We start from the raw sequence: 18,316 nt of genomic DNA on the forward strand, positions 1-18,316 counted from the left end.
ATGCTGCCCGGGACGCCATCGCCCCGTTTGCCCGCCCGCGCCCGGAGGCCCGGATGACCGGTACCACGCCCGCGCCCTTCACCGCCGCCGATCACGAGGCCCGTATGGAGCGTGCCGTGCGCTCCGCCGCCGACGCCGGCCTCGCCGGGCTGCTCGTGGCCCCGGGGCCGGACATGGTGTGGCTCACCGGTTACACGCCCACCGCGGTCACGGAACGGCTGACCGTGCTGGTCCTCGTCCCCGGCCGGGACCCCGTGCTCGTCGTGCCCACCCTGGAGGCCCCGGACGCCGAGCAGGCGGCCGGCGGCACCGCGCTGACCCTGCGCGACTGGACCGACGGCAAGGACCCCTACGCGGTCACCGCCGGCCTCCTCGACGACCGCGGCCGGTTCGGCATCAGCGACAACACCTGGGCCATGCACCTGCTGGGCCTCCAGCGGGCCCTGCCGGACACCTCCTACGCCGCCCTCACCGACGCCCTCCCCATGCTCCGCGCGGTCAAGGACCCCGCGGAGCTGGAACTCCTGGCAGCCGCGGGCGCGGCTGCCGACGCGACGTTCGAGGCGATCCGGCAGGTTCCCTTCACCGGCCGCCGCGAGTCCGACGTCGGACACGACCTCGCCGGCCTGCTGCGCCGCTTCGGCCACTCCCAGGTCGACTTCACCATCGTCGGCTCCGGTCCCAACGGCGCCAACCCGCACCACGAGGTCGGTGACCGCGTCATCCGGCCCGGCGACATGGTCGTCCTCGACTTCGGCGGCCTGAAGGACGGCTACGGCTCCGACACCACCCGCACGGTCCACGTCGGCGAGCCCACCGAGGAGGAGCGCCGGGTCCACGACGTCGTGCGCGCCGCCCAGGAGGCCGGCTTCCGGGCCGTACGCCCGGGCGTGGCCTGCCAGGAGGTCGACCGCGCCGCCCGCGCGGTGATCGCGGACGCCGGGTACGGCGAGTACTTCATCCACCGCACCGGGCACGGCATCGGCGTCACCACGCACGAACCGCCGTACATGATCGAGGGCGAGGAACAGCCGCTCGTGCCCGGCATGTGCTTCTCCGTGGAGCCCGGTGTCTATCTGCCCGGCCGCTTCGGGGTGCGCATCGAGGACATCGTCTCGGTGACCGAGGACGGTGGCCGCCGACTCAACAACACCACCCGTGAGATGGTCATAGTGGACTGAGAGATCCAGGGAGACCCATCCTCGACGACACCGGAACGGCGACGCTCGACCCATGACCCAGGCACCGACACCCACCGCGGACAGCGTCCGCAGACTGGTCCGCTCGCTGCTCAAGGAGGGCGGCGACGGCACCGGGGGACCCGATGTGCGGCCCGTGGCGGAGGACCGCGAGCACACCTGGTGGATCGGCAGCCGCCATGTGCTGCGCCTCGCACCCGACCGTGCGGCGTCCGTACGCCGCCGCCGGGAACTGCGCCTGCGCGACGTGATCCGCCCGCACGTGCCGGTCGCCGTCCCGGTCAGCGTCGCGCACGGAGACTGGGCGCCCGGCCTCGCCTACACCCTCGACACCAGGGTGCCCGGCGGCACGGCCGACGAGTACGACGTCTCCGCCGTAGGAGAGGCCGACCTCGCCGGACTGCTCAGCGGGCTGCGCGCGGTCGCCGTCCGCCAGACCGAGGCGCTCGGCGTGCCACGCACCGCCCCGCGCTCGCTGGAGGCGCTGCGCCGCATGGCCGTGCACGCGGCCGAACGGCTCGCGGCCGCCGACGAGTTCGACGCCGCCCGGCTGCACCAGCTCACCTCGCCCGGCGCGGCCCAGCTCGCCGCGCAGCCCGGCACCGCCGTCCTCACCCACCACGGGCTCACCGGCGCGCACGTGGTGGTCAGTGCCGACGGCCGTGTCCGGGGCATCCTGGACTGGACCGCGGCGGTCCTCGGCGACCCCGCCGAGGACATCGCGGGGCTCGCCGCGGCCACCGGCTCCCCGGCCGCCGTCCGCGCCGCCACCCTGGCCGGCTACGGCCCCCGCCCCTGCCTGCGCGGGCTGTGGCTCGCCCGCTGCGACACCGTCATCCGCCTCACCGACCACCTGGAGGGCCGCGCGAGCGGCTCCCTTCCGCTGCTGCGGACCCAGCTGAGGCGCGTGTGGGAGCCGATCCTGCTGGAGCGGGTGACCGACTTCACGGAGGACGACCCGCAGCCGTGACGGTGCGGCGGGGCGCCCTCAGGGCTGGAAGAGCACCACGCCGCACTCGCCGGGCACCTCGAGCAGCCCGTCCGGGCCCGGCGCCGACACCGGGGCCCAGGCCGCCAGGACCTCCACGCGGCCGGAGCCCAGCGGGATCTTCACGGGCTCCTCGCCGAGGTTCACCGCCACCCGTACGTCCCCGCGCCGGAAGGCCAGCCAGCGGGCCTGCTCGTCGTACGCCACCTTCGTGTCGGCCAGGTCCGGGTCGGTGAGGTCGGGCTGTGCGCGGCGCAGCGCGATCAGCTTCCGGTACCAGGCCAGCACGCGCGCGTGGGGTTCGCGCTGCGGCTCCGACCAGTCCAGGCAGGACCGCTCCCTTGTGGCCGGGTCCTGCGGGTCCGGTACCTCCTCCTCCGCCCAGCCGTGCGCCGCGAACTCCCGCCGCCTGCCCCGCCGTACCGCCTTGGCCAGCTCGGGATCGGTGTGGTCGGTGAAGAACTGCCAGGGCGTGCCCGCCGCCCACTCCTCGCCCATGAACAGCATCGGCGTGAACGGGGCCGTCAGTGTCAGCGTGGCCGCGCAGGCCAGCAGGCCGGGGGAGAGCCGCGCGGCGAGCCGGTCGCCCTGGGCGCGGTTGCCGACCTGGTCGTGGGTCTGGCTGTAGCCGACCAGCCGGTGCCCGGCCACGCGCGCGCGGTCCAGCGGCCGGCCATGACGACGCCCCCGGAAGGAGGAGTAGGTGCCGTCGTGGAACCAGCCGCCGGTGAGCGTCTTGGCGAGCGCGGCGAAGGACTCCCGCGCGAAGTCGGCGTAGTAGCCCTGCGACTCACCGGTCAGGGTGGTGTGCAGCGCGTGGTGGAAATCGTCGTTCCATTGCGCGTGCAGTCCGAGGCCGTGCTCCGCGCGCGGGGTGATGAACCGCGGGTCGTTCATGTCCGACTCGGCGATCAGGAACAGCGGCCTGTCCACTTCGCCGGCCAGGCCGTCCACGGCCGCCGACAGCTCCTCCAGGAAGTGGCACGCGCGCGTGTCGTACAGCGCGTGCACCGCGTCCAGCCGCAGCCCGTCGATCCGGTAGTCCCGCAGCCACGCCAGCGCGCTGCCGAGGAGGAACGCGCGCACCTCGTCCGAGCCGGGCGCGTCCAGGTTCACCGCCGACCCCCACGGGGTCTGGTGGGTGTCCGTGAAATACGGCCCGAACGCGGGCAGATGGTTCCCCGAGGGCCCCAAGTGGTTGTGCACGACGTCCAGGACGACGCCGAGGCCGAGCGCGTGTGCCCGGTCGACGAAGCGCTTCAGCGCCTCGGGGCCGCCGTACGGCTCGTGCACCGCCCACAGCGACACCCCCTCGTAACCCCAGCCGTGCCGCCCCGGGAAGGGGCACAGCGGCAGCAACTCCACATGCGTCACACCCAGTTCCACCAGGTGTGCCAGCTGGTCCGCGGCGGCGTCCAGGGTGCCCTCGCGGGTGTACGTGCCCACGTGCAGCTCGTACAGCACCGCGCCCGGCAGTCCGCGCCCCGGCCACTGAGCGCGCCACTCGTGGCGCCCGTGGTCCACGACCGCGCTCAGCCCGTCCGGGCCATCCGGCTGGCGGCGCGAGCGCGGGTCGGGCAGCACCGGCCCGTCGTCCAGCGCGAACCCGTACCGCGCGCCGTGTCCCGCCTCCGCCTCCCCCGCCCACCACCCCTCGCGCGCGGGATCGCGCGCCAACGCGTGTGTGGCGCCCTCACAATGGAGCGTCACTCGGTCTGCCTGCGGTGCCCACACCTCGAACTGCACGGACGGTTCCCCTTCGTCTGCTCACCGTGATGTCCCGCGCCACCATCGTGCCGCCCCGGACGATCAATCCGCTTTCGAATTCGCCCTTTGGCGGCAGGTGTCGCGGAAGTACCCGCGCATCGGCACCGGTTCCGCGTTTTCTGGACACCCGGGGTTCACTGCCCGACAATCACCAGCGTGACGTCGTCCTTCGAGTTCTCCACCTACCCCGCGCGCCTGTCCGACGCGGAGCGGGACAAGGCGCTGCAGGTGCTGCGTGACGGCGTCGCCTTGGGCCGGCTCTCGCACGACACGTTCGTGCGCCGCATGGAGCTGGCGCTCGCCGCGCGCCGCTCCGACGAACTGGCCGCCCTCGTCGCCGACCTGCCGCGGGAGAACCGATTCTCCCGCGCGGTCCTCGGTACCGTCGAGGCCGTCTCCGGATTCACCGTACGGCTGCGCCGCGCCTGGCAGGCCGAGCGGCTGCCCAAGCTGCTGCTGCCGCATCCGGCGCACACCCATCCGCTGCGCATCGGCCGGGACCCGGCGAACGGGCTGCGCCTGAACCACGAGACCGTCTCCCGTGTGCACGCCGAACTCAGCCGCCAGGGCGGACTGTGGGTGCTCAGGGACCTCGGCTCCACCAACGGCACCACCGTCAACGGCCGCCGGGTGATCGGCGCGGTCGTCGTCCGCGAGGGCGACCAGGTCGCCTTCGGCAGAACGGCGTTCCGGCTCGCGGCCGGCCAGTAGCGCTCCGCCGGGCCAGGTCGCGGTCCACGGAAGTCCTCCTCCCCGCGTTCCTCCTGTTCCTCCTGTTCCTGCTGTTCCTGCTGTTCCTCCCGTTGCGACGGGACGCGACAGCACCGCGGCTCAGCCGCTACCGGCGCGGCGCCCGCACGGTCCAGCACGGCCGCTCGCCGCCCGACCGGCCCTGTTCGAACAGGTGCCCGGCCACGCGCGCGTGCCCTCCCGAACGGGTGAGCCGCACTGGGGAGGCCGGCCCCTCGTGCCGATGCAACGGGCATGACGTACCTCACCAGAACGGCAGCGACGGCCGGCGCCCTGCTGGCCGCCGCCGGTCTCCTCACCGCGGGTCCGGCCCGGGCCGCCTCCCGCGACATCCAGCAGGGCAACTGGCTCTACCTGACGGTCACCAGGGGTGACGCCAGGTCCGGCCACACCCACGGCACACTGTTGCTGTGCGACCCGCCCAGCGGCCACGCGCACGCGAGCCAGGCATGCGGCGAACTGGCCGACGTGGGCGGTGACATCGGCCGCATCCCGGCCGAGGGCGTCTTCTGCCCGATGATCTACGCCCCGGTGACCACCCACGCGCGCGGGCGGTGGAACGGCCGGTCGGTCGACTTCCAGGAGACGTACACGAGCACGTGCGTCATGAAGGCGCGGACGCGGCACGTCTTCGCCCTGGACGGCTGACCGGCGACCCGATCCCGGGCGGCGCGGGCCGGCACCGGCTCACGCCGCCTGGGCCCGCGCCTGCTGCGCCGCCACCAGCACCGTCCGGGACTGGTGCTCCACCTGGTGCTCCAACGGCACCCAGCGGGCCCGGAACCGATGAGCGAACGCATCGCACCAGGTGGCCACGAGCTGTTCCAGGCGCGGCGCCGCCCGGTCGTCCGCCTCCCGGAGCACCCGGAGCAGCATCGCCGCGGCCCGCAGCGGCAGCCGCCGCCCGAAGGCGTCCACACTGCCGACGTACGCCATCGTGGTGCCCGCCGGGGAGGTGCGGATCCAGTCCTCGGCCAGACCGGGAATCAGCTCCAGCGCCCACCGCGCGGCCCGCAGCAGCGGCCCGTCCGCGCCGTCCAGCCGGGGCAGCGTCTCGGCGAGGATCCGCTCCACCTCCAGCGCGTCCCGCAGCAGCCGCGCGGCCAGGCGGCGCATGGCCGCCGCCGGTGCCGGGTGGGGCGCCGGGTCGTCCACCAGATCGCTGGCCCACATCGGCACCTCCACCACGGCGGTCAGACCGCCGTACCGGTGCGCGTGGTACCAGGTGCTGTGCCGGGCGTCGTCCGGCATGCTCGGATAGGCCACGCCCGTGTCCGGGCCGGGCATCACGTGCACCCCGGGACCGGAGGCCGGCCAGCCCGCCGCGTCCGAGGCCCCCGTCTCCACCGGGATGTGCAGCTCCGCCGCCGACTTGGCGAACGGCTCGGCGAGGCCCGGCACGTCCTTGGTCAACTGCACCCAGCTGCCGCCCAGATCGGTGCCGTGCAACGTCACCTGGAGGTACGGGCGCAACTCGTCGATCAGCCCGGTCAGCGCCCGGGTCTCGGGCGGCAGCCGGTCGGGCGGCAGCACCGACGGCGACCACTCCGGCTGTTCCGCGCCCGTCGGCCGGTAGAAACCGAGGTGGTAGTCGAGCAGGCTGCGCGGCGCCGGGGTGACATGCAGACTCGCGCCGTCCGGGTCCGCGCACAGCAGGAAGTGCCAGGAGGTACCCGCCCGCAACTCCCGGTCGGCCAGTACCCGTTCGGCGAGCACCCGCAGTGTGGAACCGCCCGTCGGCTCGTTGGCGTGGGCACCGGCGACGACCAGCACCGCACGGCGGGCGTGTCCCACCGACAGCAGGTGCAGGGGTCTTCCCGCGCGCGAGACGCCCACCTGGCGCAGCGTGCACAGCCCGGGTCCCTGAGCCGCCAAGGCCCGTGCGGAGGCGACCAGTTCGGGAACGCTGGGATAGCGCAGCTCCGGCAGAGGACTCACCCCCGACTTGTCCGCCCGGCTTCGCCCTCCCAGTCCCGCACGGGACGGGTGAACTGTCAAGCAGTCGGCGGGGGAGGCCCCGGGGCGCCCGGACGCAAGGGCCCGCGGGTGTCCGGGCCACTGTGTGCCACGGGGACACTGCTGGTGCGGACCGCGTCCCGTGAGCGTCAGGGGACCACCCCGGCCGCACCGGCGTCCGGGCGGTCGGCGGGGAGGGCCCCGGAGCGCCCGGACGCAAGGGCCCGCGGGTGTCCGGGCCACTGTGTGCCACGGGGACACTGCTGGTGCGGACCGCGTTCCGTGAGCATCAGGGGATCACCCCGGCCGCACCGGCGTCCGGGCGGTCGGCGGGGTCGATCCGCCGGCCGGCCCGGTGAGCGGTGCGGGCGCCCCCGCTCCCTCAGTCCTCCGCGACCCGCGCCAGCAGCACCACCGGCAGCCGGTCGAAAAGGTCCGCCACGCGCGCGTGCCCGGTGAACTCCCGCCCTTCCGTCAGCACGTCCGCCCACCGCCCGGGCGGCAGCGGCAGCCGTGTCTCCCGCCAGCCGCCCGCCTCCGCCAGCCGCAGCGACAGCCGGGTCACCGCCGTGACCACCTCACCCGAACGCGCGAACGCCAGGCAGTGCTCGGCCGCCGGACCCTCGGCGGCCAGCGGGTCGTACGAGGCGTCCGCGCCGAAGACGTCCGGACGCCGGGCGCGCAGCCGCAGCGCCGCCGTCGTCAGCGCCTCCTTCTCACCGGGCGCCTCGGGCGGGAACACCACCGGCCGCCGGTTGTCCGGGTCCACCAGCGCCCGGTACTCGCCCTCCGTGCCCTGGTACACGTCCGGCACTCCCGGCATCGTGAGGTGGACCAGCGCGGTACCGAGGACATTCGCCCGGACGTGCGGCTCCAGCGCCTTGCGGAACGTGGCCACGCGCTCGCCCGGCGGCCCGCACGGCCCGGCGGCGACGAAGGCCGCCACCGCCTCCTCGTACGGCGGCTCCTGCTCCGTCCAGCTGGTGTACATGCCCGCCTCACGGACATGCTTGAGCAGCGCCCCCTGGACGCGTTCCTCCTCCGCCGGCCCCAGGCCGAACACCATCTGCCAGGCCGCCCAGGCCAGCTGCCCGTCCGGTGCGCCCTGCACGTCCCGGCTCACCTCGGCGAGCAGCTTCGTCCAGCGGTCCGGGCACTCGGTGAGCACGGCCAGCGCGGCTCGCACGTCGGCGCTGCGCTTGGTGTCGTGCGTGGTGACGACCGTGCCGGTGAGCGGCCAGTCGCGCTGCACGCGCGCGCAGTACGTGTGGAAATCCTCCGGGAACACCCCCGGACTGCCCGGGTCGCCGCCCACCTCGGCCGCCGACAGCAGCGGCACATAGCGGTAGAACGCCGTGTCCTCCACCGACTTGGCGCGCAGCGCCGAGGCGGTCTGCGCGAACCGGGTGCGGAACTCCACCCGGTCGGCGTGGTCCGGCGCTGACGCCTCACCGGGCGGCTCGACCAGCAGCCGGCGCACGATGCCGACGGCCTCCGCCTCCTGCGGCACCACGAACGCCAGCCGGGCCTCCTCGGCCGCCTCCTCGGTGATCACGGCGGCGGCGTCGCCCGACGCGTACGGCCGGTAGACCCGCATCCGCACCAGCAGCTCCTCCACGGCCGTCCGCAGCGCCCAGGGAGCCCGGTCGCGCAAGCCCAGGTCGGGCGAGGTGGCGCACAGCCGGGCGGCCACCCGGGTGAGCCGGTCGGTCTCGGTGGCCAGTTCGTGGGTGAGCACCTTGTACGCGGCCCGCCGGACCGTGGCCTCCCAGTTGCCGCCCCGGTCCGTCTGCGGTGCCGCGAACGCCCGGTAGCGCCCCAGCAGTTCGTACGCCCCGGTGCGGTCCGTGAACAGGCCGTCGACGTGCCGCAGGGCGTCGTAGCCCGTGGTGCCCGCGACGGGCCAGGAGGCCGGCAGCCGCTCGCCGTCGGCCAAAATCTTCTCCACGACCGTCCAGCGCCCGCCGGTCGCCTCGTCCAGCCGCGCGAGGTAGCCGTCGGGGTCGGCGAGCCCATCGGGGTGGTCGACCCGCAGCCCGTCGATCACGCCCTCCGCCAGCAGCCGCAGGATCGTGCCGTGGGTGGCGTGGAACACCTCGGGGTCCTCCACCCGCACCCCGATCAGCTCCGAGATGCTGAAGAACCGCCGGTAGTTCAGCTCGGTACGGGCCAGCCGCCACCACACCGGGCGGTACCACTGGGCGTCCAGCAGCTCTGGCATGGGCAGGTGCTCGGTGCCGGTACGGAGCGGGAAGACGTGGCCGTGGTAACGCAGCACCTGACCGTCGACCCTCAGGTGCTCCAGTTCGGCGCCGACCGGGCCACCGAGCACCGGCAGCAGGATCCGGCCGTCCTGCGCCTCCCAGTCGATGTCGTACCAGCGCGCGTACGGCGACCCGGGGCCCTCACGCAGCACCTCCCACAGGGCCGGGTTGTATCGGGGGGCCATCGCCATGTGGTTCGGCACGATGTCCACCACCAGGCCGAGACCGTGCTCCCGCGCGGTCCGCGCCAGCGCGCGCAGCCCCTCCTCGCCGCCCAGCTCCTCGCGCACGCGTGAGGGGTCCACCACGTCGTAGCCGTGCACGGAGCCCGGTACGGCCTCCAGGACCGGGGACAGGTGCAGATGCGAGACGCCGAGCGCCGCCAGGTACGGTACGGCCGCTTCGGCGGCGGCGAACGGGAACGCGGGCTGGAGTTGCAGCCGGTAGGTGGCCGTGGGCACCGCCGGTCCGGATCGCGCAGGAGTCATGGGAACCTACGTACCCCGCTCGACGTCTTTCGTGTCATCCACCTCTGCCCGGATCACGCACGCGTGTCTAGATTCGAGCGATGGGGACAACGGTGAATCCGGGACGCCGCCGCACGGCGGACACCTATCGCCAGGTGATCCGGCTGACCGGTCCCGCGCTGCCGTGCGTGTCGTTCCTGGGGCGGCTGCCGACGGCCACCATCCAGTTCGGCAGTGTGCTGCTCGTCGCCGGACGAGCGGCTCCCTCGGCACGGCCGGCCTGACCGGTGGCACCCGCGCGCACGGATCCCGGCCCCGGCCGGGTGCGTGCCGCCGTGTGCCCGGCTGCCCCGGTGCGTGCCCGCCCTGCTCACCGCGCTCGCGCTCCAGGGTGCGATGTTCGGCGCCTGTCAGGCAGGCATCACCGCGCTCACCGCCCGGCTCGGGCAGCAGGACCAGGCCGGGCTGGTGTACGCCGCCATGGGGGTGATGAGCGCGTCGGCGGGGTTCGCCATGGCCGCCGTACCGGACCGCGTCGGTGCCCGTACGCGCTGGCGGCTGGCGACCGGTGCCGCCCTCGCGCTCTCCGTGCCGCTGCTCGGCACGACCGGTCTGCCCGGCCTGTACGCCGTCGTCACCGTCCTGGGCATCGCGTACGCCCCGCACCTGATCACCGTGTTCGGTCTCCTGGAGCGCGCCGTCGCGCCGTCCCGGCTGGCCGAGACGATGGCGGTGGCCACCAGCGCCCTCGTCGGCGGCCAGGCCCTGGCGGTAGCCGTCACCGGACGCCTCGCCGAGTCCCACGGCCCCGCGGCGGCCTTCGCGGCGGCGAGCACGGCGGCCGGACTGACCTTCGCCCTCGCCATGGCGGTGCGCCCGACGACGTACGCGCAAGTCCCCCGGAACCACCGAACACGCGCCCCACGCGCGCGCGGGGGACACGCGACCCCGCTAGGGGGCCGCGCGTCCCAGGGCGCCACGCACCTCGCCAGGCCGGCCGCCGGAGCACCGTCAGCCGCGGACCTGGCTAGGCCGGACGCCGGAGCACCGTCAGCCGCGCATCTGGTTACGCCGGCCGCCGGAGCACCGTCAGCCGCGCACCTGGCTACGCCGGCCGCTGGAGCACCGTCAGGCTGCGGTCCGGCAGGGTGACGCGGTCACCGGCCTCGACCTTCGGGCCCGTCCCCGGCGGGACCCCCTCCGGGCGGGCCGTGTCGACCACCACCTGCCACTGCCGTCCGTGGTCGACCGGCACCACGAAGTCCAGCGGCCCGGGGGAGGCGTTGAACATCAGCAGGAAGGAGTCGTCGGCGATGCGCTCGCCGCGCGGGCCGGGCTCGGAGATGGCGTTGCCGTTCAGGAACACCGTCAGCGCGGACACCTGCGCGGAGTCCCAGTCCCGCTGGGTCATCTCACCGCCCTCGGGAGTGAACCAGGCGATGTCGGACAGCTCGTCACGGGCACCCTCCACCAGACGGCCGTGGAAGAAGCGGCGCCGGCGCAGGACGGGATGGTCGCGGCGCAGCCACACCATCGCGCGCGTGAACTCCAGAAGGTCACTGCCCTCCTCGGGCCACTGGATCCACGACAGCTCGTTGTCCTGGCAGTAGGCGTTGTTGTTGCCGCGCTGGGTGCGCGCGAACTCGTCGCCGTGGCTGATCATCGGCACGCCCTGGGACAGCATCAGCGTGGCGATGAAGTTCCGCATCTGGCGGGCGCGCAGCCGCAGCACCTCCGGGTCGTCGGTGTCGCCCTCCGCACCGCAGTTCCAGGACCGGTTGTGGCTCTCGCCGTCCCGATTGTCCTCCCCGTTGGCGTCGTTGTGCTTGTCGTTGTACGACACCAGGTCGTGCAGGGTGAAACCGTCGTGGCAGGTGACGAAGTTGATGGAGGCCAGCGGGCGCCGGCCGTCGTCCTGGTAGAGGTCGGAGGAACCGGTCAGCCGGGAGGCGAACTCGGCCAGCGCGCGCGGCTCGCCCCGCCACAGGTCCCGTACCGTGTCGCGGTACTTGCCGTTCCACTCGGTCCACAGCGGCGGGAAGTTGCCCACCTGGTAGCCGCCCTCGCCGACGTCCCACGGCTCGGCGATGAGCTTCACCTGGGAGACCACCGGGTCCTGCTGCACCAGGTCGAAGAACGACGACAGCCGGTCCACCTCGTGGAACTGCCGGGCCAGGGTGGCCGCGAGGTCGAACCGGAAGCCGTCGACGTGCATCTCGGTCACCCAGTAGCGCAACGAGTCCATGATCAGCTGGAGCACGTGCGGGGACCGCATGAGCAGCGAGTTCCCGGTGCCCGTGGTGTCCATGTAGTAACGGGGATCGTCCGTGAGCCGGTAGTACGAGGGGTTGTCGATGCCCTTGAAGGACAGCGTCGGGCCCAGGTGGTTGCCCTCGGCGGTGTGGTTGTAGACCACGTCCAGGATCACCTCGATCCCGGCCTCGTGCAGCGCCCGGACCGCCGACTTGAACTCCAGCACCTGCTGGCCGCGGTCGCCCCAGGAGGCGTACGCGTTGTGCGGGGCGAAGAAGCCGATGGTGTTGTAGCCCCAGTAGTTGTTCAGGCCCATGTCGACCAGCCGGTGGTCGTTCACGAACTGGTGCACGGGCATCAGCTCCAGCGCCGTCACGCCGAGCTTGGTCAGGTGGTCGATGACGGCCGGGTGGGCGAGCGCCGCGTACGTGCCGCGCAGTTCCTCGGGGAGCCCCGGGTGACGCATCGTCAGGCCCTTGACGTGGGACTCGTAGATCACCGTGTGGTGGTACTCGGTACGCGGCGGGCGGTCGTCGCCCCAGTCGAAGTACGGGTTGATCACCACGGAGGTCATGGTGTGCGGCGCCGAGTCCAGGTCGTTGCGCTTGTCGGGCGCGCCGAAGTGGTAGCCGTACACCTCCTCGCCCCACCGCACCGACCCGCTGACCGCCTTCGCGTACGGGTCGAGCAGCAGCTTCGCCGAGTTGCAGCGCAGCCCGCGGCCGGGGTCGTACGGGCCGTGCACCCGGAACCCGTACCGCTGTCCCGGCATCACGCCGGGCAGGTACGCGTGCCGCACGAACGCGTCGCTCTCGCGCAGTTCCACCGCCGTCTCCGAGCCGTCGTCGTGCAGCAGACACAGCTCTACTCGGTCCGCGGCCTCCGTGAAGACCGCGAAGTTGGTTCCGGCGCCGTCATAGGTGGCGCCGAGCGGATACGCCTCTCCAGGCCAGACCTGCATGGATACGACTCTCCCAGGTGTGCCGTGCGCCTGGGGCCGCGTTGGCCCCGAGTCTTGTCCGAAAGTGATGCAACCTCCCGTCGTTCACGTGCCTCTTATCCACCGACCAGTGCGCACGGCGGTTCTGGTACCCACCGTGCGCCGAACAAGCGGGGCAGGAACGTACTCCCGGGGACCAGGGGGAGTAGGGGGAAGATGTGCGTGAGACAGTCCACCGCCATCTGGGCAAAGTACTGACCGGTGCGGCCCTGGCGGCGGCGGCGACCGCCGCCATGGTCGCGGTCACCCTGCCGGGCACGGCGGGCGCGGACGACTCCGGCGGGGCCGGCGGCGGGACACGGGCCGCGGGTCAGGCCGGACAGGGGCCGGACGACGCACCGCCCGGCGTCGTGGAGCAGCCGCCCGCCGAGGGGGAACAGGGCACGGGCCGCGACCCGCTCACCGGTGACGAGCTGAAGCGGGTCGAGAAGATCGCCGTCGCGGGGCAGTTGTCGGTCACGGGCCAGGACGTCGACGGCGGCCGCGGACCGCAGCGGCTGAGCGTCGATCTCGCCGAGCCCGAGGCCGCCGAGGCGGACGACCCGGACGTGCCGCGCCGGGCCGACGTCACCTTCTACGACTACCGGACCGACACCCTCGTCACCAGGACCGTCAACCTGAGGACGGGGAAGGTCGAGCGGACGGGCACCCAGCGCGGCGTCCAGCCGCCGCCGAGCCGCGCGGAGAACGCCGAGGCGGCCCGGATCCTGATCGCCGCCCCGCTGGGCGCGGGCCTCAAGGCGGACTACCAGGACGCCACCGGCGGGGAACTCACCTCGCCGGACCAACTGGAGCTGACCGGCGGGATCTACCAGGCCGCGCCGGGCGCCCAGCCGGCGGTGCTCGACGACTGCGGCGTGCACCGGTGTGTGCGGCTGTTCTCCAAGGTCAGGAACGGGCCGTGGATCGACACCCGGGACCTCGTGATCGACCTGAGCACCCGCAAGGCCGCCGCCCTCGACCGCGGCTGACCGGCCGCCACCCGCCCGCACACCCGTACCTCGGCAAGGAGTCATCCCTTCATGCCCGAAAAGCACCTTCCCCGCGGCGCCCGGCCGCGAGCCGTCAGCCGTGCCGCCGCCCGCAAGAGCGCGGCCGTCGGACTGTCCCTGGCCGCGCTGGCCGCCGGCGCCACGACGGTCGCCGGCCCGGCCGCGGCCCGGCCGCAGTCCGCTGCCGCGGCGGCCCCCGGCTGCAGCGCCGCCTACGCGATCGAACAGAAGCTCACCACCGGCACGACCTGGCGGATGTGCTGGCGCTACGACAGCAAGGCCGGTCTCGTCCTGGAGAACGTCTCCTACCAGCCCAAGGGCGAGACCAAGCCGATCAAGGTCCTCAACAGCGCCAGACTCGGCCAGATCCACGTCCCGTACGACGACGGAAAGCACGAGTACTACGACCTGACGGGCCAGGACTTCGCGCAGGAGCTGCAGGAGCTGTCGCCCGGCGAGTGCCCCGGCGGCACCATCAAGACCGTCCGGGTCCCGGACGGCGACCCGGGCCACCCGAACGTCAAGGGCCTGTGTACCACCACCCGTTCGCGTGGTCACGCCTACCGCATGCACGACTTCGCGACGGACAAGGTCTACCAGCAGCAGGGCAAGGACCTTCTGATCTACACGGTCAACCAGGTCGGCTGGTACGAGTACATCACCGAGTGGCGCTTCCAGGACGACGGCACCGTCAACATGAACATCGGTGCGACCGGCAGCCTCTCCTGGGACGACTACAACGCCCAGGACGGACGCGGCTGGCCCCTCGGCAAGGGCGCCAAGGACTACGCCACCAGCCACAGCCACAACGTCTTCTGGCGGCTCGACTTCGGCCTCGACGGCTCGTCCAAGGCGAAGGTCGAGCAGTACGACTCGACCGTCAGCGCCCCCTCCGGGCGGCAGGAGGGCCCGACCGCCAAGACCACCCGCACGAAGGTCACCAAGGAGTTCGCGGGCGACTACAAGACCTACCGCTGGTGGCGGATGGTCAGCGCGACCGGCAAGAACAAGGACGGGCACGCCCGTTCGTACGAGCTGGTCCCCGGGCCCACCACCAAGTACCCGGGCCGCAGCTTCACCAAGCACGACCTGTACGTGACCGAGTACAACAAGTGCGAGCTGTTCGCCAGCTACAACCCGACATGCGCCGGCGGTCACCCGAACTCCGTCGACAAGTGGGCCGGCGGCCAGACCCTCACCCACCCCGTGGTCTGGGTGAACGTGGGCTTCCACCACATCGCGCGGGACGAGGACCAGCAGCCCATGCCCGTGCACTGGCAGGGCTTCTCCATCGCCCCGCGGGACGTCACGGCTATGAACCCGCTCACTCCCAAGGAACTGGCATGGCAGAACGGACACTGGGAATGGCGTAGTTGAGCCAAGCAGTCGGGAAACCGACCTGTCCATCCGGCTGCACCGCCGGCCGCTTGCGGAGTACCCTTCCTTGATCGTTGAGACGGGGACGGCCCAGGGGGCGGAAGGCGGTGCACGGGTGGGCTCGGGAGGGCTGGAGCTGCCTCCTGGTGACGAGGGTCACGAGGGGAACTCCACAGACGTCCCGCCCGGCGCGGTGTCCCTGGCCCGGCCGATGGACGCGGGGTCCATCGGGCCGGAGCTGGACTGGGACGCCGACGCCTGGCGTGAGGTGCGCACCCGCGCCCAGCGGGCAGGCCGGGCCTACATCTGGCTGAACCTCGTCGAACAACGGCTGCGCGCGGTCGTGGCCGCCGTGCTGCGGCCCATCTACGAACCCGTGCACGGCGACGAGTGGGTGGTGGCCGCGGCCGGACCGGCCGGGCAGGAGTGGGTGCAGCGCGCGGTCGCCGTCCGCGAAGTGAGCCGCCGCAAGGGCTACTTGCTCGACCCGGCCGACGACAACGTGCTCAGTTTCCTCACCCTGCCCCAGCTGCGCGAGCTGGTGGTGCAGCACTGGCCGTGCTTCGAACCGTACTTCGACGAGCGCCGGGACCTCGAACTCGCCCTGGACGAGCTGGAGGTGACCCGCAATGTCGTCTCCCGCAACCGGGCTCTGTCCGAGGCGGTGCTCGGCCAGGCCGAGCGGGCCTGCGCCCGGCTGCTGGAGATGCTCGGCGCGGGCGGTGACGTGCCCTCGGCGCGCCGGCTGCCCGTCGACGCGGTCGAGGACCTGGTCGGCGACCGGTACGCCGACGTCGTCGCCGTCCACTCCGACCGGGTGCGCCTCATGCGCCAGTTCCCGGCCGAGGACCTCTTCGGCGGCGCCCGCCGGCTCGACGCCATCGGCATCGGCCTCAACCTGCTGGTGCAGAACTTCTCCGGGCGGCGCCTGGTCCGGCTCGCCGAGTCCGGCTGCCGGGTACGGCTGCTCTTCCTCAACCCGGCCTCCAGTTCGGTCAAGCGCCGCGAGCGCGAACTCGGGATGAAGCGGGGCGAGCTGAGCCGCTCGGTCGAGATGAACATCCTGCACATGCGCCGGGTGCGGTCCCGGCTGCGCGACCCGGGCGCCTTCGAGATCCAGGTGTACGACGAGACGCCCCGCTGCACCGCCTATCTGGTGGACGGCGACGGTGCCGACGGGATCGCCGTGGTGCAGTCCTATCTGCGGGGGGCGCGGGGGATGGAGTCGCCGGTCCTGGTGCTGCGCAACGGCAGCCGGCTGGTCACGCCGGATGACGTGGGCGAAGGTGGACTCTTCCCGACATACCGCGAGGAATTCGAGCAGACCTGGGTGGATTCGCGCCCGGTGTCCTGACCTGTCGGTGCCGGGAAGCGGAATGCCATCGTCGGACTGTCAGTGCCGCATGCGATGGTGGAGGCCACTGGGGGAAAGCACCACCAAGAAGGGGGGCCGCCCATGGGCTGGCACCGGGAGCTGCTGATCGGCTTCGACCTGGAGACGACCGGGACCGATCCGCGTGAGGCACGCATCGTCACGGCTGCCGTGATCGAGGTCAGGGCCGGTGAGCCCATGGGGCGCCGGGAATGGCTGGCCGATCCGGGCGTGGAGATCCCGGCCGACGCGGTCGCGGTGCACGGCGTCAGCAACGAACGCGCGGCGGCCGAGGGCCACCCGGCCGACCAGGTGGCCGACGCCATCGCCGGCGTCCTGGTGTCCCACTGGACGGCGGGCGTCCCGGTCGTCGCCTACAACGCGGCCTTCGACCTCACCCTCCTCTCGGCGGAACTGCGCCGGTACGGCCTGCCGTCCCTCGCCGACCGGCTGGGCGGTGCCCGCCCCGCCCCGGTCATCGATCCGTACACCATCGACCGCTGGGTCGACCGCTTCCGCCGCGGCAAGCGGAACCTGGAAGCGGTCTGCGCCGAGTACGGCATAGTCCTCGACGCGGCCCACAACGCCACCGCCGACGCCCTCGCCGCCGCACGGCTGGCGTCCGCGATAGCCGACCGCCACCCGAAGATCGCTTCGCTGGGCCCGGCCGAACTGCACCAACGGCAGATCGAGTGGTACGCCGAGTGGGCGGCGGACTTCCAGGCGTTCCTGCGGCGCAAGGGAGAAGCGGGGGCGGTGGTCGACGGCACGTGGCCGCTGCGGGAGCTGACCGAGAGCCAGCCCGCTTAGTCCGCGGGCCGTCGCGGCCGGGGTGGGTGAGCCGCTGGTCGCCCAGGTCACCGCGCCTCTTCAGCGCGCTGCGGCGCCGCGGCCGAAAAGGTCACCGTGGCCACGGGCAGTCGTGCCGCTGGGGCTGCACCTGTGGGCGCCGGCGCCGGACCGCGCGCCCCGGCCTCAGCCTCGACGCCGTGCACCCGGCGTCGCGGGGTCCCTCAGAACGGATACCACCGCACAGCCTCGTCCCCGTCCCGAAGCGATGCCACACGCCGGCGGAACTCGGCCAGCGCCTTGGGGTTGCTCGGCGCGTGCTGGGCCACCCACGCACAGCTGGCCGTCTCCCGGGCGCCCCGCAGCACCGCACAGCCCTCCCACTCCCGCACGTCCCAGCCGTACGCCGCGGTGAAGGAGTCGTACGCCTCGGCCGGCAGTCCGTACCGGTCGCGGGAGAGGACCATGACCACCAGGTCGTGCTCGCGCAGGTCGGCGGAGAACGTCTCCAGGTCGACCAGGACCGGCCCGTCCGGACCGACGTGCACATTGCGGGGCAGCGCGTCGCCGTGGATCGGTCCCGGCGTCAGACGCGGTGTCAGCGCCGCCGCCTGGGCGGCGAAACCGTCGCGGCGCTCACGGAGATAGCCCGCGTCCTCCGGGTCGATCGCGTCGCCCGCGAGCCGCAGCCACCGCTCCACTCCGCCCAGCAGCTCGCGGGGCGGCAGGACGAAGGGAGGAGAGGGAAGTGAGTGCACCGTCCGCAGCAACCGCGCCAGATCCCGCGGCTCGGCCGGTCGTACCGGATCGGGCAGCCGGTGCCACACCGTCACCGGGTGCCCTGCCACCAGACGCGGCTCCGGCTCGGCCGCCCGCACCGCCGGTACGTCCGCCTCGGCCAGCCATCCGGCGACGGCCAGCTCGCGTTCGGCCCGCGCCAGCAGTTCGGCGTCCCGGCCCACCTTCACCACCAGGTCCCCGGCGGCGAACACCGCGTTCTCGCCGAGGGCCAGGAGCCGCGCGTCCCCGGCCGGGCCCGGCAGCGCCCCCGCCGCGGCCAGTACGTCCCGCGCGCGTGCCTCGTCCATCGTCGTGCCTCCGTGCCGTCTTCCCGTGCCGTCCGTGGGCCCACCGCCGGTGCG

At 73.2% G+C, this 18,316-nt stretch carries 15 protein-coding genes; 10 read left to right on the forward strand and 5 right to left on the reverse strand.

Annotated elements, in window-relative coordinates; translation table 11 throughout:
- The first annotated feature begins 53 nt into the window (after positions 1 to 53).
- Both ACIGYR_RS00440 and ACIGYR_RS00445 read left to right on the forward strand, forming a co-directional pair.
- Positions 54 to 1,181, forward strand: coding sequence for an aminopeptidase P family protein (locus ACIGYR_RS00440; RefSeq protein ID WP_399605562.1), 1,128 nt, complete (start codon positions 54 to 56; stop codon positions 1,179 to 1,181).
- A 52-nt stretch (positions 1,182 to 1,233) separates the two neighbouring features.
- A complete protein-coding gene (locus ACIGYR_RS00445; RefSeq protein WP_399605560.1) occupies positions 1,234 to 2,169 on the forward strand; it encodes an aminoglycoside phosphotransferase family protein in 936 nt (311 codons plus the stop codon).
- An 18-nt stretch (positions 2,170 to 2,187) separates the two neighbouring features.
- Here ACIGYR_RS00445 and treZ read toward each other — a convergent pair whose 3' ends face one another.
- Entirely contained in the window at positions 2,188 to 3,933 is a 1,746-nt protein-coding gene (gene treZ, locus ACIGYR_RS00450) for a malto-oligosyltrehalose trehalohydrolase (RefSeq protein WP_399605557.1), read from the reverse strand.
- A 177-nt stretch (positions 3,934 to 4,110) separates the two neighbouring features.
- Between treZ and ACIGYR_RS00455 the strand changes: the two genes are divergently transcribed.
- Together ACIGYR_RS00455 and ACIGYR_RS00460 are read left to right on the forward strand one after the other, a co-directional pair.
- Entirely contained in the window at positions 4,111 to 4,665 is a 555-nt protein-coding gene (locus ACIGYR_RS00455) for an FHA domain-containing protein (protein ID WP_399605554.1), read from the forward strand.
- A gap of 273 nt (positions 4,666 to 4,938) precedes the next feature.
- On the forward strand, positions 4,939 to 5,352 hold the full coding sequence (locus ACIGYR_RS00460) for an SSI family serine proteinase inhibitor (RefSeq protein WP_399605551.1): 414 nt from the start codon (positions 4,939 to 4,941) through the stop codon (positions 5,350 to 5,352).
- Between the two features lie 39 nt (positions 5,353 to 5,391).
- On the opposite strand, the gene ACIGYR_RS00465 is transcribed toward ACIGYR_RS00460, so the two are convergent.
- Both ACIGYR_RS00465 and treY read right to left on the reverse strand, forming a co-directional pair.
- Entirely contained in the window at positions 5,392 to 6,642 is a 1,251-nt protein-coding gene (locus tag ACIGYR_RS00465) for a M14 family zinc carboxypeptidase (RefSeq protein WP_399605549.1), read from the reverse strand.
- Positions 6,643 to 7,042: 400 nt separating this feature from the next.
- Positions 7,043 to 9,412: a malto-oligosyltrehalose synthase gene (gene treY / locus ACIGYR_RS00470; protein WP_399605546.1), complete on the reverse strand. Its 2,370-nt coding sequence runs from the start codon at positions 9,410 to 9,412 to the stop codon at positions 7,043 to 7,045.
- Between the two features lie 80 nt (positions 9,413 to 9,492).
- Here treY and ACIGYR_RS00475 point away from each other — a divergent pair, with 80 nt between their 5' ends.
- Both ACIGYR_RS00475 and ACIGYR_RS00480 read left to right on the forward strand, forming a co-directional pair.
- Complete coding sequence (locus tag ACIGYR_RS00475) at positions 9,493 to 9,675, forward strand: hypothetical protein (RefSeq protein WP_399605544.1); 183 nt, start codon at positions 9,493 to 9,495, stop codon at positions 9,673 to 9,675.
- Between the two features lie 73 nt (positions 9,676 to 9,748).
- Positions 9,749 to 10,543 carry a hypothetical protein gene (locus ACIGYR_RS00480; protein WP_399605543.1) on the forward strand — a complete coding sequence of 265 codons (795 nt, stop codon included), beginning with the start codon at positions 9,749 to 9,751 and terminating at the stop codon, positions 10,541 to 10,543.
- Here ACIGYR_RS00480 and glgX read toward each other — a convergent pair.
- Positions 10,497 to 12,605: a glycogen debranching protein GlgX gene (gene glgX, locus ACIGYR_RS00485; RefSeq protein ID WP_391841228.1), complete on the reverse strand. Its 2,109-nt coding sequence runs from the start codon at positions 12,603 to 12,605 to the stop codon at positions 10,497 to 10,499. The two genes, ACIGYR_RS00480 and glgX, sit on opposite strands and share 47 nt — an antisense overlap.
- 197 nt (positions 12,606 to 12,802) lie before the next feature.
- Between glgX and ACIGYR_RS00490 the strand changes: the two genes are divergently transcribed.
- The 4 genes from ACIGYR_RS00490 to ACIGYR_RS00505 all read left to right on the forward strand — a co-directional run bounded on the left by ACIGYR_RS00490 (position 12,803) and on the right by ACIGYR_RS00505 (position 17,195).
- Positions 12,803 to 13,615: a Tat pathway signal sequence domain protein gene (locus ACIGYR_RS00490; protein ID WP_399605541.1), complete on the forward strand. Its 813-nt coding sequence runs from the start codon at positions 12,803 to 12,805 to the stop codon at positions 13,613 to 13,615.
- A gap of 51 nt (positions 13,616 to 13,666) precedes the next feature.
- Positions 13,667 to 15,013, forward strand: a complete 1,347-nt coding sequence (locus ACIGYR_RS00495; RefSeq protein WP_399605538.1) for a copper amine oxidase — start codon at positions 13,667 to 13,669, stop codon at positions 15,011 to 15,013.
- 115 nt (positions 15,014 to 15,128) lie between these two features.
- On the forward strand, positions 15,129 to 16,367 hold the full coding sequence (locus ACIGYR_RS00500) for an SAV2148 family HEPN domain-containing protein (RefSeq protein WP_391841234.1): 1,239 nt from the start codon (positions 15,129 to 15,131) through the stop codon (positions 16,365 to 16,367).
- A 102-nt stretch (positions 16,368 to 16,469) separates the two neighbouring features.
- Positions 16,470 to 17,195: a 3'-5' exonuclease gene (locus ACIGYR_RS00505; RefSeq protein WP_399605535.1), complete on the forward strand. Its 726-nt coding sequence runs from the start codon at positions 16,470 to 16,472 to the stop codon at positions 17,193 to 17,195.
- A gap of 203 nt (positions 17,196 to 17,398) precedes the next feature.
- Here ACIGYR_RS00505 and ACIGYR_RS00510 read toward each other — a convergent pair whose 3' ends face one another.
- Positions 17,399 to 18,262: a phosphotransferase enzyme family protein gene (locus tag ACIGYR_RS00510; protein WP_399605532.1), complete on the reverse strand. Its 864-nt coding sequence runs from the start codon at positions 18,260 to 18,262 to the stop codon at positions 17,399 to 17,401.
- Positions 18,263 to 18,316: the final 54 nt, after the last annotated feature.

Origin of the sequence: Streptomyces sp. NPDC053076 (assembly GCF_044546845.1) — a bacterium.
In the GTDB taxonomy this organism is placed as follows: Bacteria; Actinomycetota; Actinomycetes; order Streptomycetales; family Streptomycetaceae; genus Streptomyces.